The following is a 15,923-nucleotide window of genomic DNA, read 5'->3' on the forward strand; positions in this document are numbered from 1 at the left end:
ACATGTCTTATTTGGAAGAATTTCAAGATAGAGTGAGCAAAATCAGCCAAGGTGGGCAAGCAAAATACCATCAAAAAAATGAAGAAAAAGGTAAATTATTTGTTCGTGAGAGACTTCGCCGGTTATTTGATGAAAGCATGAATATAGAAGATGCGTTCTTTGCAAATTGTATGGACGAATCATTACCATCTGATGGCGTAGTTACAGGCATTGGCAAGATTAATGGCCAATCTGTCTGTGTAATGGCGAATGATTCCACGGTTAAGGCAGGATCTTGGGGAAAAAGAACAGTAGAAAAGATTTTACGCATCCAAGAAACTGCCGAGAAATTGGAAATACCAATGATTTATTTAGTTGACTCAGCTGGTGCACGAATAACAGATCAAGTAGAAATGTTTCCAGGAAGAAGAGGTGCTGGTCGAATTTTTCACAATCAAATCAAGCTTTCTGGTCGTGTACCACAGATTTGTTTATTGTTCGGCCCATCCGCTGCTGGAGGTGCGTACATACCGGCATTTTGTGATATTGTTATTATGGTTGAAGGAAATGCATCGATGTACTTGGGCTCCCCCCGTATGGCAGAAAAGGTAATTGGTGAAAAAGTATCGTTGGAAGAAATGGGTGGAGCAATGATGCATTGTTCTGTGTCTGGCGTTGGCGATGTACTAGTTAAAACAGAACAAGAGGCCATTGCATATACACAAAAATACTTAGACTATTTTCCAAAAAATTTCCGAGAAAAACCTACAGTTAAAGATAAAAAAGGGGTTAAACAAATAGAGAAAAATTTGGCGGATTTAATCCCTACTAATCAAAATGTGCCATTTAATATGTATGATCTCATTGATCAACTTATTGATGAAGGAAGTTTTTGTGAAATTAAGAAAAAGTTTGCTCCTGAATTAATTACTGGACTTGCTCGAATGGATGGTCGAGCTGTTGGGATTATTGCTAATCAACCACGTATGAAAGGGGGCGTTCTTTTTCCAGATTCTGCTGATAAATCAGCAAAATTTGTGCAACTATGTGATGCATTTAATATCCCGCTTCTGTTTTTAGTTGATGTACCTGGATTCATGATTGGTACAAAGGTGGAGCGTGCTGGTATCATTCGGCATGGAGCCAAAATGCTTGCAACAATGAGCGAGGCAACCGTTCCAAAAATTTCTGTCATTGTCCGTAAGGCCTATGGAGCAGGGTTATATGCAATGGCCGGACCAGGATTTGAGCCGGACTGCTGCTTAGCTTTACCAACTGCTCAAATTGCTGTTATGGGTCCAGAAGCGGCAGTAAATGCTGTATATGCCAATAAAATACAGGAATTACCGGAAGCAGATCGTGCAGCATTTATTAAAGAAAAACAAGAGGAATATAAAGAAAACATTGATATTTATCGATTAGCATCTGAAATGGTAATTGACGGAGTCGTTAAACCGGAGCAATTACGAGATGAGTTAATTCAACGATATTCCCTTTATGATTCAAAAAGCGTTACATTCACAGAACGTAAACATGGGGTATATCCCGTATAATAAGAAGGTAGCACTTGATGGTGCTACCTTTTTATACTTTGTATCAAAAGTAACTAAATCAACATACATTATGTTATCATCAACTATTTTGATTAACCATAAAAATATTATGTAAACTAATGATAACTTTTAATTCTATCTATATAAATGGTATTCTAGAAGTAGAATCACGAAGGAACGGGGGAGCAAAATGGTGGATAATCGAAGTTTCAGGAAAGTGATGGGACAATTTGCAACTGGTATTACTGTTGTATCGGCAAATTACCATCGTGAAATAATCGGCATGACAGTAAATGCATTTATGTCTGTATCATTAGACCCTAAGTTAATTGCTATTTCCATTGATGAGAATGCACGTATGTATAAGAAACTGCAAGAAACAAAGGCATTCGGCATCAGTATCCTAGCAGAAGAACAGGCAGAGCTATCAAAGGTGTTTGCCAGACAGTTGGATCAAGGAAACCGAGTTATCCCATTTGTGCAACAAGCAGATGTTCCAGTCATCAACGGTTCGTTAGCTACCCTATCTTGTGAAGTAAACGAAAAAGTTGTAGCAGGAGATCATATGATATTTATTGCGGAAGTGACTGCAATAAACCAAAATGAAGGGAACCCATCTATATTTTACGGAGGAAACTATCGCAAGCTAAGTGAAATACTTAAATAAACATAACTACTTGCTAAATGCGATAGCGGTAGTTATTTTTTGACTTGTATATTTTTCCTCTGAAAGTCAATAACAGTAATATATGCAAGCGATAATGGAGGGATTTACATGAAGATTAGCGATTTTATGATAGAGGATGTCATATATGTGACACCTGCAACAACGATAAAGGAACTTTTAACCGTTCTTTCAACAAATAAGATAGGCGGCGTACCTGTCATCAATCAAGATAAGAAATTAATTGGTATGCTGACAGATGGAGATGTCATCCGGTATTTACAACCAAATGGGAGAACAGTGTACGATTTATATGCACATGTGATGATTGATCGAATTCAAAATTTCCAGCAAAAGTTAGATGCTGCTTTAACGATGAATGTTACGGAGCTAATGAGAAACAAGCAGATTATTACGGTGCATCCAGATTCAAACTTTGAAGAGGCCGTTAAGATATTCTCCAGCCATGCATTTAAAAAGATTCCTGTTGTTACAGAAGACGATGTAGTAAAAGGAGTTATTAGTAGAGGGGATGTTATTCGGTTCATTACAGATCAATTAGTTCGTCATGATGAATCGTAGATATAACCAGTAGAAATATATACAGTTATCTCGTATAATAGACGCTAGTAAAAAGGATAAGGGATGCGTGAGGAAAAAATGGGCCGTTATGTAACAATGGATTCGACTGAAAAATTATTACATCAATTAGCAGCATTATATCAAAAAATACTTGATAATAAGGATACGGAACATGCAAAGAAAATACTTGACCTTTATGATAAATATAAAAAGCAGGAACTAATGATTTGTTTTGCCGGACATTTTTCTGCTGGAAAGTCTTCCATGATTAATGCATTATTAGGAAAAGAAATCTTACCCAATAGTCCAATTCCCACAAGCGCTAATATTGTTAAAGTTATGTCTGGTAATGGGACACTTCGTGTATTTTATCATCATGAACAACCTGTAGAATATCAAGAGCCATATGATATGGATATGGTTAAACAATATTCAACGGATAAAGATACGATCCGTAAGTTAGAGATTCGATCTTCACAAGCGTTATTACCAAAGGGAACAGCATTAATTGATACTCCAGGGATAGATGCAGCGGATGATGCCGATCGTTTGATGACAGAAGCATCCTTACATCTAATGGATGCTTTGTTTTATGTCATGGATTATAATCATGTACAATCAGAGGTCAATTTGCAGTTTTTAAAGGATCTACAACAAAAATCGATTCCTTTCTACATTATTATTAATCAAATTGATAAACATCAGGAAGAGGAGCTGGCTTTTAAAGATTTTGTCGCCAGTATTAAACAAACGTTTGATTTATGGCATATTATGCCAGAGAAAATTTTCTATTCTTCTTTAAAGGATGAGGATGTACCTCATAATCAATTTCACCAAATAAAGCAGCAATTACAACTATTGCTAACCGATAACAAACAAGAGCTGTTACATTCCGTTCACGCAGTAGATAACATCATTAACCAACATAGTGCTTATTTGCAATCTCAATACGAAGATCAACTAGCCATGTATCGGATTAAGCCTGAACAACAGCAAGAATTATCCAAGGTAAAAGCATTGGAACGCGAAATAAACGATTGGAAAAATAAAGAAGATCACGTAAAGGATGTATTCTTTGAAGAATTAAATCAATCATTGAAGAATGCGTATCTAATGCCAGCCGATTTAAGAGATAAAGCTGCTTCCTATTTAGAATCAAAACAACGAGACTTTAAGGTCGGATTGTTTGGGTCAAAGAAAAAGACCGAAGAAGAAAAAAGACAACGAACAGAATATTTTTTAAATCATCTACAGCAAACGGCAGATACTTCGCTGCAATGGAAGCTTCGCGATAAATGGATGACTATGCTTAAGCAATATCACCTAGATGATGCTAAATTACACGAGGTATTACAGCACTTTGTTATTTCCATCGATCAAAAAGATATTGACAAGGTTATGAAACAAGGAGCTACTTTAAACGGCGACTATGTGATTCATTACACCAATGACCTTGCAGCTACAATCAAAAGTAAATATAAACAAAAAGCAAATGATTTATGGGAAGAAATAGCGACACATATTCAGCATACAAATAAACAAACGATAGATGGTCTACAACAACAATTAACAAATTTACAAGCAGTCCGCAGCAGATTACAAAATTATGCTATGGTTGAAGAGGAACTGGAGAAAAAGCAAATAGAAATTAAACAATTATGGACGGAAGCACAGCCTTCCATGACATCGAGTATTCAGGTGATGGAAGATCAATTAAGTGAATTGCAGCAATCCATTATTCAAGGACAACAATTAACGAAATTATCAACCAAAAAATCTGCTTCGAACAAAGGGAATGATAAGGAGGAAGAAGCAAGCACATCTATTCAGTCAACGAATACGGTAGATGGAATCATTGATGCACTCGAACGTACAACGAACACAATTTATCATCTTCCTGGATTTCATTCATTTGTTTCAGATTTACATGCTAAAAAAAGCCGGCTCCAGGATCGTTCTTATACAATTGCATTATTTGGGGCATTTAGTGCTGGGAAATCATCGTTTGCTAACGCATTATTAGGGGAAGGTGTACTTCCTGTATCACCTAATCCTACAACAGCAACGGTAAACCGAATTAACCCAGTTAATCAAGAATTTGAACACGGCACGGTTCAAGTAAAGGTGAAATCACAAGAATCATTGGAAAAAGATATTAAAACCATTACGCAGAAATTCGCTCCGAAGGTTGATCAACTTCCTGAATTAATAGACTGGATTACAGAACAGGAGTTATATCTTGATGATTCTTTAGATTATATGTACCAAGCATATTTAAAAGCAGTTGTTACCGGTTATCAAAATATGAAACACCGTATAAATGACACGATTGCTTTGAGACTAGATGATTTTCCTTCTTATGTAACGGATGAAACCAAAGCATGTTATTTGGAGTCAATTGATCTTTATTATGACTGTGAATTAACACGTCAAGGTATTCGATTGGTAGATACACCAGGTGCAGATTCAGTTAATGCTCGTCATACGAATGTTGCTTTTGAATACATTAAACATGCGGATGCTATCCTTTATGTTACTTACTATAACCATGCACTTAATCGTGCAGATAAAGATTTCCTGATGCAACTAGGAAGAGTCAAAGAATCATTCCAATTGGATAAGATGTTCTTTATCGTCAATGCTTCGGATTTATCGGAAGATCAACAAGAGTTAGAACTTGTTATGAATTATGTAAAAGGGCAACTAGAACAACTAGGGATACGTTTTCCCAGATTGTATCCGATATCTAGCCGAAATTCACTAGGTGATAAACAAAACAACAAACCACTGAATCCAGAGATGCAGCATTTTGAAGATGCGTTTCATCAATTTATTCACTATGACTTAACTCAACTGACGATTGCTTCGGCAAAGTGGGATATAGTACGAACCTATGATCAATTGACCTACTATATCGAATCACAGCGACTCGATCAGCAACAAAAAGGTACGCTAAAACAGGAGAAGGATGACAAACAAAGGCAGATCCAAGAGGTGATAACGAATTACCATACCAAAACATATTTGACACAAATCAATCAAAAAATTGAAAAACAACTATATTATGTGATGGAACGACTTCGCATTCGCTTCCATGACATGTTTAAGGAAACATTTAATCCAACAACAATTACCGAATCAGGAAAACAAGCAAAGCGGCAATTATGGGATAGTTTACAAAACCTAATTAATTATTGCGAATCTGAACTTATCCGAGAATTGCAAGCCGTTTCTCTCCGTATAGAGTCCCTGATGAAAGAATTGGCTCAGACTGTTTATGCTGAAATTAGCCAAACAAGTAAACAGATAGATCGTTCCTTTTCTCTTCCCGGTGCAGAAATAATGGAGATAGAAACGCCAGCTTTTCAGGGTACTTTGCATGACGATATTGACTTACAACAATTTGAACGTCCTTTAGGATCGTTTAAAAATACCAAATCTTTCTTTGAAAAGAATGAAAAGGAAGTTATGAAAGAAACGATCTACGAAAACTTCCAACCTTTTGCCAAGCGTTATATTCAAGACAATCAATCGATGATGGAATCATTTTATGAAGGGCAATGGCATGGTATAATAAAAGAGATGAAAGACAACCTTTCGTCAGAGTTACAGCAGCATGTAACAAATTATTTAGCAATGATAACTTCTACAATATCGATAGAGACATTATCTACGAAAGAACAAGAACTTAAAATCATTGTAGACAATATAAAGAAAAAGGACGGGGAATCATGAAAAAGCAGCAAATCTTGCTTGTTGATGGAATGGCATTGTTATTCCGTGGCTTCTTCGCCACCGCATTTCGTGGAAATTTCATGAAGACAAGTGAAGGAATACCTACAAATGGCGTCTATCAATTCTTACGATACTTCTTAGATGCAGTACAAACCTTTGAACCAACCCATGCCATCTGCTGTTGGGATATGGGTAGTAAAACATTCCGAACAGAGATGTATGAAGGCTATAAAGCCAATCGCGATGAACCGCCAGTGGAACTCATACCACAATTTGATTTGGTCAAAGAGGTTGTTGAAAGTTTTGATATGCCTAATATCGGATTGGAAAATTATGAGGCAGATGATTGCATTGGAACATTAGCTAGAGAATATGCGATCGATAATGAAGTAACGATTCTAACAGGTGACCAGGATATTTTACAATTAGTTGATAATGGCATTCGTGTAGCAATCATGAAAAAGGGTCAAGGGAATTATGAACTATACGATCATACGAACTTTTACGAAAAGAAAGGAATTACACCAAGACAAATAATCGATTTAAAAGGGTTAATGGGAGATACATCGGATAACTATCCCGGCGTAAAAGGTATTGGGGAAAAAACAGCACTCAAATTAATTCAAGAACATGGCACGATCGACGATATTCTTACTAATATAGACAAGCTTCCAAAAGGTGTCCAAACCAAAATAAATGCAAATTTGGACATGCTCCATTTATCTCGAACATTAGCTGAAATTAAATGTGATGTGCCGATAAGCTGTACTTTAGATGATGCAACCTGGAAGTATGATAAGACAAAAATTACTGACAAGTTTCAGTCCCTTGAATTTAAAAACCTAGAAAAATTAGTTTAATTTTATATAATCGTAATTTTTAATAACTCACGATGTTGTGAGTTATTTTTTTATGCATGGATGAATCCATCACAAAAGGGGGTATAACTCATAATGGTTAGGGGTATATCGCATACCCCTTTAGGGTATAAGTGGAAGGACTGGGGGTATTGGTTATACGCCATAAGGTACTTCTGCACCATATGTAATGAAGGGTTGGCGAAATCATCAAAAATAATTTATAGTTAATCAGGAATACTATGCAATAAGATAATTAAAGGTGGTATCGGGTAAATTGCTGCAAGTTGAAAACTTGAAAGTAAACGCTATTTTAGAGATGGATCAAGTTAAAATAGAAGCAAATAAAGTAACATGTATCATTGGCAAAAGCGGAAGTGGTAAATCGACTTTTCTAAGGTTGCTAAATCAGTTAACTTCTCCTGATGAAGGAAACATCTATTTTAAGGAACAAGATATTACTGAGTTGGATCCAATTCAACTACGTCGGATGATTACCATGGTTCCTCAAACACCTATAATTTTCCCCGGAACTGTGAGAGACAACTTATTAGTTGGGCAGACTTTATCAGGAATGGACCCAACAACCGATAGTCAGTTAATGCAGGTCCTCAATCGGATGTTTTTAAATAAATCACTTGACATGCCTGCCGATGATTTATCTGGAGGAGAAAAGCAACGTTTGGCATTAGCTAGAGCCATGTTATTGAGTGCAGAAGTGTTTTTATTGGATGAGCCTTCTTCAGCATTGGATAATACGACTGCGACTGAAGTCATTGATGCCTTTACAGCATTTGTAAAAGAATCAAATAAAACGATGGTAATGATTACGCATGATTTGCAATTAGCTGAAAGAATTGCTGATGCAACGATCGATATGAATCAATACTCTCTGTCGCTTGATCGAAAGGAGTATTCGAATGAGTGAGTCAGATGCAATTGATCTTACACTTTGGCAATTACTCTTTGCTTATGTATTTATTGTTATTTTATGGATCATTGTTCGAGTAAAGGGAATACCGAGAGAGAAATTAATTATTATCTCCACGTTACGTATGACCGTACAATTAATTTTAGTCGGTTATTTATTAATGATAGTTTTTGAACATCCACACCCGATTGTTACGATTGTCATCGTACTGTTTATGTTGGGATTTGCAATTTATAATGTGTTTAAGCGAGCGAATGTCATTATTAATATATCTGTGAAGAAAACAGTAGCAGTAGCAATGGTTCTAGGTATTTCGATTAGTATGATTTATTTTTTATTTGTCGTATTACAGCTAGATCCATGGTATAATCCTCAACTCTTTATCCCGATTGGGGGAATGATTATTGGTAATGCAATGACGGGGATCACATTAGGAGTTAATCAACTATTAATAGGAATGAGAGAACAGAAAGCAAAAGTAGAGGGAGCATTAATGCTTGGAGCGACACCGAAGGAAGCATCCCATTCGATTATAAATGAAGCTTTTGATTCGGCCATGCTGCCAACTATTAACTCCATGGTTGGCATGGGTATTGTATTTTTACCGGGGATGATGACTGGTCAAATTATCGCTGGTGCCTCACCGGTGAGTGCTGTTAAATATCAAATCGCTATCATGCTTGGTGTTGCAGGTACGGTGTCTATTACTGTTATCATCTTTTTGCATTTAGCTTATAAAACTTTCTTTAACCATCGCGCGCAATTACAAGAAACAAAACAAAATGACTGATTATGCAAAGGACGTACGTTTCAAGCATAATTACGTTTATCCTGATAGGTAAAGTTGGAAAAAAATAAGCGATGCTTTTATAATAAAAGAATAAATATTATTAACAGGAGGAACTGTAATGGTGTTCCCTTCCAAGAAAGATCGATGGCTATCCACCTTATTATGGGTGATCGCCGGTTTGGGCTTTTTCATTCCATTAGTTAATGGAGATATTATATCCGCATTCGTTATTCTGCCATTTGCATTATTTTTATTATGGTTCTGGTTTCGAACGGACTACTGTATTAAAGAAGATAAAATCAAAATTCGTTATGGACCGATTCGACAAACCGTTCTAATTAAAGATATTAAAACGATTATAAAAGCGAGAAAAAATCCTTTCGCCGCTGCTCCTTCATTATCACTGGATCGTATCGTTTTACATTGCGGCAAGTTTGATGTAACTTCTATTTCACCTCGAGATCAAGAGGAATTTCTGAAATCGGTATTAGAGATAAATCCTGAGATCGAAATAGATAAACGGTTAGTATGAATGAAACAACAACTAAAGGTGGTTTTACAAGATGAGAGTTGTTAATAATGTTAGTGAATTAATAGGTAATACACCAATGGTTAAACTAAATAAAATTCTGCCAGAAGATGCTGCAGATGTATATGTCAAATTGGAGCTTTATAATCCTAGTCGAAGTGTAAAGGATCGTGCAGCATATAGTATGATCAAAACTGCTGAAGAAAAAGGCTTACTTCAACCGGGTGATACGATTATTGAGCCAACAAGCGGAAATACAGGAATAGGACTTGCAATGAATGCAGCAGCTAAGGGCTATAAAGCAATTATTGTTATGCCTGATAACAGCACAGAAGAAAGAAGAAATATATTACGTGCCTACGGGGCAGAGGTAGTGTTAACTCCAAGTGAAGAAAAAATGCCTGGAGCAATAAAAAAAGCATTGGAATTACAGAAAGAACATCCAGGCAGCTATATACCACAACAGTTTGAAAACGAAGCGAACCCTGCTATCCACCGTACGACAACGGCTGTAGAGATTTTTGAACAAATGGGTGGCGAGTTAGATGCATTTGTTTGTACGGCAGGAACAGGTGGTACAGTAACTGGCACGGGAGAAGCATTAAAAGAGAAACTACCCGATCTTCACATCGCCGTTGTCGAACCAAAAGGATCGCCAGTACTATCGGGTGGTAAACCCGGAAAACATAAGTTAGTGGGTACGAGTCCTGGATTTGTTCCAGATATCTTAAACACAAATATTTATGATGAAATTATGCAAATAGCCGATGAAGATGCTGTGAATATGTTTAAGCAAATCGCTAAGCAAGAGGGCATTTTCATTGGTCTTTCAGGAGCTGCTGCCGTCTATGCCGCGATACAAGTAGCTAAAAAATTAGGCAAAGGAAAACAAGTTGTCTGTATTGCTCCGGATTCTGGGGAGCGTTACCTAAGCATGAATTTGTTTGACAACGAATAGTAAAAAACCAATCATCTTCATTTAGATGATTGGTTTTTTATATGGTAAGATAAAGGAAATCATAACAAACAAGAAATAGTGGTGGAATTACTGTGCGACAAAAAGTTTTCTTTATCATAAGCAGTACAATCATAACCTGTTCCTTACTAGCCGTTATTGAACATACACTAGAAATAAATTATGCGATAAAGTCGTTTAGCAAAATTGGAATGTTCTTTTTAACCATTTGGTTCTATCAAGCAATTTTTAAAGATTATCATTTAAAATCGGTTTTGAGCTTAAAGAAACTAAAAAAACAGGATTTATTTCGTCTTTTAGCTTTGGGGATTGCTTCAGCAAGTATTGTATTGCTAGCATATATTTTCTTACAGCCTTTCTTTGATATAGAACAAATTAAGCATGATTTAACAGATCGCTTAGGTATCACAGCCACGGGGTTTATTTTTGTTGGTGTATATATCACTTTTGTTAATTCTTTTTTAGAAGAATATTTTTTTCGTGGATTTGTATTCTTTCAGCTTCCACGAAAAGTAGGATATATATTCAGTCCGTTATTATTTGCTTCCTACCATATCCCAATGATCGCTTTATGGTTCAGCCCCTATCTAATTGGCGCTTGTTTTATTGGACTCTGGCTTATCGCATTTATATTTCACAAAGTAAATGAAAAAAACCAAACCATTTGGTCATCGTGGATCATTCATATATGTGCTGACATAATGATTATTATGATCGGAACTACGTTATTTTACTAAGAGTGGAATAAGAAAGATGCATGGAGACCAGTTCCTATTTATATTATAAATTTGAAATGGAAGGAGGGAGGACCTATGCAAAAACAAACGGAATGTGGAAAGATCATTATTCTTAATGGAGCGCCAAGATCAGGCAAATCAAGTATCGTCAAAGCTATACAAAATAGCTTTGACGGTATATGGATAAATATCGGTGTAGATACATATATGCAAATGATTCCAAATGATCTGCAACCAGGCATTGGATTACGCCCTGGAGGTGAACGTCCGGATTTAGAAGCAGCTATCGTATCCATGTATCAAGCCATGTATCAGTCAATTCGAGTGCATAGCACGTTAGGGCTAAATGTCGTTGTTGATGTAGGTCATCATGATAGTTATTCAACTTCACTGGAACTGTTACCTATCTGCGCCAATATCATAAAGGAATTACCGGTGTTACTTGTAGGGATTTATTGTCCAATTGACACCATCATGGAACGTCGAATAAACACTTGGCAGAATAAATATGAAGAAGATGGAACGATTCCCCCAAACGTTAAACGTTGGCAAGAAGCTGTTCATAAAGTTGGTATTTACGATTTACAAATAGATACATCGGTTTACTCTCCAAATGAAGCTGCTTTATGCATTCAATTCGAACTTAACGACCTATCGAAGCCATCAGCTATAAACCGTATTGCTAACCTCAGTCAAAGCTGAAAAATGTTTATCCAATGTGAGTAGGTTTTCACTTAGAATTGAATTCCGTAATAAATTTGTTGATTTTTTTTACGTTTATATCTTTTATAGGTTGATCAGTGAGCCGATAAGATTCCTTTAAATCCAGAATACGCTTCACACTTTGATTAATCCGTTCCTCCGATATTTCCCCCGATTGAACTGCTTGCTTCAATGCTGTTAATACATCATTAGCTTCATCATAGCCATGACCTACCATAACTAGGTCGCTTCCTGCTTGAACCGAAAGCACTGCAGCATTCCCTAGATCATAGTTTTCTTTGATTGCACCCATGGTCATATCATCCGTTACGATGAGGCCATCGTAGTTGAGCTTTCCGCGTAATAATTCAGTTACAATTGGCTTTGATAGGGTAGCAGGATATTGTTTATCATATGCTGGCACGAGTAAATGGCCAATCATTATCGCATCTACATTTTGTTTAATCGCAGCCTTAAAGGGCGCTAATTCGAAATCCTCTAATCGGGATTTATTATGTTGAATGACTGGTATTTCAAGATGAGAATCAACATTTGTATCTCCATGACCTGGAAAATGCTTTGTTACTGAAATTAATTCTTGTGAGTGCATTCCTTCTATTTGCTTTAACCCAAATTCAATCACTTTATTTGGAGTCGATCCGAATGATCGATCTCCAATAACGGGGTTATTAGGGTTACTATTGATATCAAGTACTGGAGCAAAATTAATATTGAAACCTAGTGATTTCACTTTCTTGGCAATGGATTGACCGGTGTGATAAGCCCAGTCAAGATTATTAGAATTCCCGATTTCTTCACTAGAAGGAGTAGCAAGAAAATCGTTTGGCAGACGAGTAACACGACCTCCTTCTTCATCTAACCCCATAAATAAGGGAACTGAATTAGTTGTATTTGCTTGTTTTAATTTATTAATCAACATTTTCGATTGATGGATAGATAATAGGTTTTTACTAAAAAGGATAATGCCGCCAACTTTCCGTTTTTTAATTAATTGATTAATGTCTTGATCCATCGTATCTCCATCAACCCCAACTATTACTAGTTGTCCAATTTTTTCATCTAAATTCATATCTTTTATGGTAGCTTGTAGGTTATTTTTTGAATTACCTATTCGAAGTTCATTATCTTTGTACTCTGGTGTGAGATCAGATGAAGCTGCTTCCTCGATCTCTACATTTGTGCCATTACAAGCATTTAAAATGAAACAAATGAGCAAGCTGCTTAATAACGTTTTAAAGAAGATCGTCATTCTATTCGTATTCTCCTTTCTTTCATACATGGTTTACTTTAATGATGTATGTGTTACAATACCCATACTACAAGATTGTTAAAAAGCTTATTATATCATCGCAATGTTTCGTTTAATACGGAAACCTTTAAAAAAGAGAGAGAAGGTGAAAGTATGAAGCATTCTATTGCATATCTTCTTACAATGATCGGAGCAAGTTTCTGGGGACTAACAGGCTTATTTGTGGAGACATTATATAGTTATGGCTTTACTGCTTGGGAAATCGTAACCATTAGACTTTTAAGTTCTTCCATGATTCTACTTGCCATTTTAGCTTTGTTCTCTAGATCCTATTTAAAAATCGAGTGGAAACATATTCCGCACTTTATCGGGTTAGGTGTGTTTGGAATTGTATTATTTAATTGGTTTTATTTTAAAGTAATGGAACAAACCTCTATTTCTATAGCTGTCGTTCTCCTATACACATCACCTGTATTTGTTGCTATTCTATCAAAGATAATCTTTAAAGAAAAATTCACCATTCAAAAACTGCTGTCAATCGTTCTTACAATTGTAGGGTGTTCGTTCGCGGTCCAACTCATACCACTTGGCGATTTTCATATGTCGTTTCATAGTATGTTATTGGGAATACTTTCCGCTTTTTTCTGTGCGCTTTATAGTGTGATAGGGAAAATGGTTAGTGCACATTATAATTTTATTACAATTACGGTTTACTCACTATTCATGGGAAGCCTATTTATCGCTCCGACAAGTAGCTTGTGGAAAAAAGCTGAGCATTTCCAATCATCTGAAGTTTGGTTAAGTATTATTGGTATTTCTATCATTTCTACCATATGCGCCTATACACTCTACACCTTCGGACTAACGTATATCGAATCAAGTAAAGCAGCGATATTAGGTGTTTTGGAACCGATTGTAGCTATCTTAGTAGGTGTATTCATCTATAGTGATTCATTAAGCTTATTACAAATAATTGGAATTATACTTGTTTTATTTTCTGCATTTATAACTGTTTTTCAGAAAAGGAGAAAGGTTAAGAAACGAATGCATGGATATTACGCTTATAAAAGCAGGGGAGAATAGAATTTTTTAAATTAACCCATTTTATAATTAGGAGGTGTATAAAATGGGTAAAGATCGTCAAGAAAAGAAATTAAAAGAAAGTGGACGTGTTGAGTCTGATCGAGATGTTGGCCTTCGCTATAAAGGTTCTACGAAAATGTCGAGTCCAGAAGAAGCAAGGAAATTAAACGATGGTGAAAAATAATACAAAAGCGGCTCTTGAGAAAAGAGAGTCGCTTTTGTTTTTTACGTTGAGGAATTAGCAACGATATAATTTTATACCGTACACCTGAAACAAATTCCAGATTTAATCGTATATCTATAAAGGCCATCGATAACATATATATACGTATTATAATCATTGAATTGGGTCGATGATATATTCAGATGAGAGGAAGAGAAGCGATGGGGAATTTTACAAAAATAAAAGAGTGCCCTAAGTGTGGTGAAAGAGAAATAGGGATTGGCCATCAACGAGGATATTCCGATATTACTCCGAAAGGAAAGGTTTTAGGATCAGCAATTGAGTACATTGTTTGCACAGAATGCGGCTATATTATCGAAGGATATGTCAAAAAACCAAATCGATTCAAAGGTACATTATAGTAATGAAAAATCCGTATTCAATTTAGAGGTGTATATAAATGAAAGAATGGTGGAAGAAAAAGAAAGGAAAAACAAGAAAGAGGAAGAAAGATAATGATCATTATACTTTTTGGGATTTCGTACTAGATGTACTGTTCTGGATACCTGAGCTGCTATTTTTCCCTTTACGATTAATCTATTGGCTAATAAAGGGAATCGGAAGACTTATTGGGAATATAGTTGACTTAATCTAAACTTGTACGGAGTGGTAAATGAAGCAGGGGAGAGTGTAGATTGTCCATCTTAATCTTTCCATAATCTCAACCTTAGCTGCGTTCCAGGAAAAATCTCGATAATTTACACAAAACAGTACGAATTTTTTTGTTATTTAAATATATTTCAATGCAAACTTTTACAAAAAGACGGAGTTAAAAGGAGTTAATGATGGATAAGCAAAGAACGATGAAGGAAGTCGATCAGTTAATAGATGATTTGCCAGATAATATTCAAACGATTACGATTACGTTAAGGAAAATGATTTTAGAAGCTTCACCGAAACTTGTGGAAGTATGGAAATGGTCGATGCCAAATTATATGTATAATGGATTGGTTTGCTATATACAAACCGCAAAAGAACATGTTAATCTTGGTTTTCATAAAGGAAATGAACTTCAGGACAAGTACCATTTGTTACAAGGTACAGGAAAAACCATGAGGAGTATTAAAATCCGAAAGCTCGAAGACATTCAATCAGAGGAATTCACTTCAATTATTAAAGCAGCCATCACATTAAATGAATCATAATAGAAAAGGGGAATGGGATAAAGTGAATGGATGGTTCCGATTGTTTTATATTTCCTAGTTTACATAATATATATTATAGGAAGTTAAAGCAAAGAGGTGAATTTTATCTCAAAATAAAAGTATACTCTTGATAGTGAGACGGAATAAAAAAAATCACTATATGATTT

Annotated in this window: 17 protein-coding genes; 16 read left to right on the forward strand and 1 reads right to left on the reverse strand. The window is 35.8% G+C overall.

The genetic code is table 11. From position 1 onward, the window contains the following. Positions 1–2: 2 nt before the first annotated feature. The 11 genes from JKP73_RS10585 (at position 3) to JKP73_RS10635 (ending at position 12,035) form a co-directional block, all read left to right on the forward strand. A complete protein-coding gene (locus JKP73_RS10585) occupies positions 3–1,532 on the forward strand; it encodes an acyl-CoA carboxylase subunit beta (RefSeq protein ID WP_200411202.1) in 1,530 nt (509 codons plus the stop codon). Between the two features lie 190 nt (positions 1,533–1,722). Beyond that, positions 1,723–2,199: a flavin reductase family protein gene (locus JKP73_RS10590; protein WP_021291344.1), complete on the forward strand. Its 477-nt coding sequence runs from the start codon at positions 1,723–1,725 to the stop codon at positions 2,197–2,199. A 108-nt stretch (positions 2,200–2,307) separates the two neighbouring features. After that, the gene (locus JKP73_RS10595; protein ID WP_021291343.1) at positions 2,308–2,778 is read left to right on the forward strand and encodes a CBS domain-containing protein; all 471 of its coding nucleotides are present in this window, start codon (positions 2,308–2,310) and stop codon (positions 2,776–2,778) included. 63 nt (positions 2,779–2,841) lie between these two features. After that, positions 2,842–6,513: a dynamin family protein gene (locus tag JKP73_RS10600; RefSeq protein ID WP_200411203.1), complete on the forward strand. Its 3,672-nt coding sequence runs from the start codon at positions 2,842–2,844 to the stop codon at positions 6,511–6,513. Next, on the forward strand, positions 6,510–7,373 hold the full coding sequence (locus JKP73_RS10605) for a 5'-3' exonuclease (RefSeq protein WP_200411204.1): 864 nt from the start codon (positions 6,510–6,512) through the stop codon (positions 7,371–7,373). The genes JKP73_RS10600 and JKP73_RS10605 overlap by 4 nt, the downstream gene beginning before the upstream one ends. Positions 7,374–7,647: 274 nt before the next feature. After that, positions 7,648–8,298 (forward strand): ABC transporter ATP-binding protein, encoded by a 651-nt coding sequence (locus JKP73_RS10610; protein WP_200411205.1) that lies wholly within the window; start codon positions 7,648–7,650, stop codon positions 8,296–8,298. Further along, the gene (locus tag JKP73_RS10615) at positions 8,291–9,091 is read left to right on the forward strand and encodes an ABC transporter permease (protein ID WP_021291339.1); all 801 of its coding nucleotides are present in this window, start codon (positions 8,291–8,293) and stop codon (positions 9,089–9,091) included. Before JKP73_RS10610 ends, JKP73_RS10615 begins: the two co-directional genes overlap by 8 nt. Before the next feature lie 118 nt (positions 9,092–9,209). Continuing rightward, entirely contained in the window at positions 9,210–9,623 is a 414-nt protein-coding gene (locus tag JKP73_RS10620; protein ID WP_021291338.1) for a PH domain-containing protein, read from the forward strand. A 31-nt stretch (positions 9,624–9,654) separates the two neighbouring features. Then, on the forward strand, positions 9,655–10,578 hold the full coding sequence (gene cysK, locus JKP73_RS10625; RefSeq protein ID WP_200411206.1) for a cysteine synthase A: 924 nt from the start codon (positions 9,655–9,657) through the stop codon (positions 10,576–10,578). 92 nt (positions 10,579–10,670) lie between these two features. Then, positions 10,671–11,333, forward strand: a complete 663-nt coding sequence (locus JKP73_RS10630; protein WP_200411207.1) for a CPBP family intramembrane glutamic endopeptidase — start codon at positions 10,671–10,673, stop codon at positions 11,331–11,333. Positions 11,334–11,408: 75 nt separating this feature from the next. Then, the gene (locus JKP73_RS10635; protein WP_200411208.1) at positions 11,409–12,035 is read left to right on the forward strand and encodes a chloramphenicol phosphotransferase CPT family protein; all 627 of its coding nucleotides are present in this window, start codon (positions 11,409–11,411) and stop codon (positions 12,033–12,035) included. A gap of 28 nt (positions 12,036–12,063) precedes the next feature. Here JKP73_RS10635 and nagZ read toward each other — a convergent pair whose 3' ends face one another. Further along, on the reverse strand, positions 12,064–13,335 hold the full coding sequence (nagZ, locus tag JKP73_RS10640) for a beta-N-acetylhexosaminidase (RefSeq protein ID WP_200411209.1): 1,272 nt from the start codon (positions 13,333–13,335) through the stop codon (positions 12,064–12,066). A gap of 123 nt (positions 13,336–13,458) precedes the next feature. Here nagZ and JKP73_RS10645 point away from each other — a divergent pair, with 123 nt between their 5' ends. The 5 genes from JKP73_RS10645 to JKP73_RS10665 all read left to right on the forward strand — a co-directional run bounded on the left by JKP73_RS10645 (position 13,459) and on the right by JKP73_RS10665 (position 15,756). After that, a complete protein-coding gene (locus JKP73_RS10645; protein ID WP_160807180.1) occupies positions 13,459–14,388 on the forward strand; it encodes a DMT family transporter in 930 nt (309 codons plus the stop codon). 43 nt (positions 14,389–14,431) lie between these two features. Then, positions 14,432–14,572, forward strand: a complete 141-nt coding sequence (locus JKP73_RS10650; protein WP_021291333.1) for a YpzI family protein — start codon at positions 14,432–14,434, stop codon at positions 14,570–14,572. A gap of 182 nt (positions 14,573–14,754) precedes the next feature. Next, on the forward strand, positions 14,755–14,973 hold the full coding sequence (locus JKP73_RS10655) for a Lar family restriction alleviation protein (protein WP_234447101.1): 219 nt from the start codon (positions 14,755–14,757) through the stop codon (positions 14,971–14,973). A gap of 38 nt (positions 14,974–15,011) precedes the next feature. Then, entirely contained in the window at positions 15,012–15,206 is a 195-nt protein-coding gene (locus tag JKP73_RS10660; protein ID WP_021291331.1) for a hypothetical protein, read from the forward strand. A 187-nt stretch (positions 15,207–15,393) separates the two neighbouring features. After that, positions 15,394–15,756 carry a DUF1801 domain-containing protein gene (locus JKP73_RS10665; protein ID WP_234447102.1) on the forward strand — a complete coding sequence of 121 codons (363 nt, stop codon included), beginning with the start codon at positions 15,394–15,396 and terminating at the stop codon, positions 15,754–15,756. The last annotated feature ends 167 nt before the right edge of the window (positions 15,757–15,923 follow it).

The sequence above is a fragment of the Virgibacillus salexigens genome (assembly GCF_014905415.1).
Classification (GTDB): Bacteria; Bacillota; Bacilli; order Bacillales; family Amphibacillaceae; genus Virgibacillus; species Virgibacillus salexigens.

Coding starts and splice junctions, on each gene's coding strand:
- JKP73_RS10585 (WP_200411202.1), top strand. CDS start 3: ATGTCTTATTTGGAAGAATTTCAAGATAGAGTGAGCAAAATCAGCCAA.
- JKP73_RS10590 (WP_021291344.1), top strand. CDS start 1,723: ATGGTGGATAATCGAAGTTTCAGGAAAGTGATGGGACAATTTGCAACT.
- JKP73_RS10595 (WP_021291343.1), top strand. CDS start 2,308: ATGAAGATTAGCGATTTTATGATAGAGGATGTCATATATGTGACACCT.
- JKP73_RS10600 (WP_200411203.1), top strand. CDS start 2,842: ATGCGTGAGGAAAAAATGGGCCGTTATGTAACAATGGATTCGACTGAA.
- JKP73_RS10605 (WP_200411204.1), top strand. CDS start 6,510: ATGAAAAAGCAGCAAATCTTGCTTGTTGATGGAATGGCATTGTTATTC.
- JKP73_RS10615 (WP_021291339.1), top strand. CDS start 8,291: ATGAGTGAGTCAGATGCAATTGATCTTACACTTTGGCAATTACTCTTT.
- JKP73_RS10620 (WP_021291338.1), top strand. CDS start 9,210: ATGGTGTTCCCTTCCAAGAAAGATCGATGGCTATCCACCTTATTATGG.
- cysK (WP_200411206.1), top strand. CDS start 9,655: ATGAGAGTTGTTAATAATGTTAGTGAATTAATAGGTAATACACCAATG.
- JKP73_RS10635 (WP_200411208.1), top strand. CDS start 11,409: ATGCAAAAACAAACGGAATGTGGAAAGATCATTATTCTTAATGGAGCG.
- nagZ (WP_200411209.1), bottom strand. CDS start 13,335: ATGTATGAAAGAAAGGAGAATACGAATAGAATGACGATCTTCTTTAAA.
- JKP73_RS10645 (WP_160807180.1), top strand. CDS start 13,459: ATGAAGCATTCTATTGCATATCTTCTTACAATGATCGGAGCAAGTTTC.
- JKP73_RS10650 (WP_021291333.1), top strand. CDS start 14,432: ATGGGTAAAGATCGTCAAGAAAAGAAATTAAAAGAAAGTGGACGTGTT.
- JKP73_RS10655 (WP_234447101.1), top strand. CDS start 14,755: ATGAGAGGAAGAGAAGCGATGGGGAATTTTACAAAAATAAAAGAGTGC.
- JKP73_RS10660 (WP_021291331.1), top strand. CDS start 15,012: ATGAAAGAATGGTGGAAGAAAAAGAAAGGAAAAACAAGAAAGAGGAAG.
- JKP73_RS10665 (WP_234447102.1), top strand. CDS start 15,394: ATGATGGATAAGCAAAGAACGATGAAGGAAGTCGATCAGTTAATAGAT.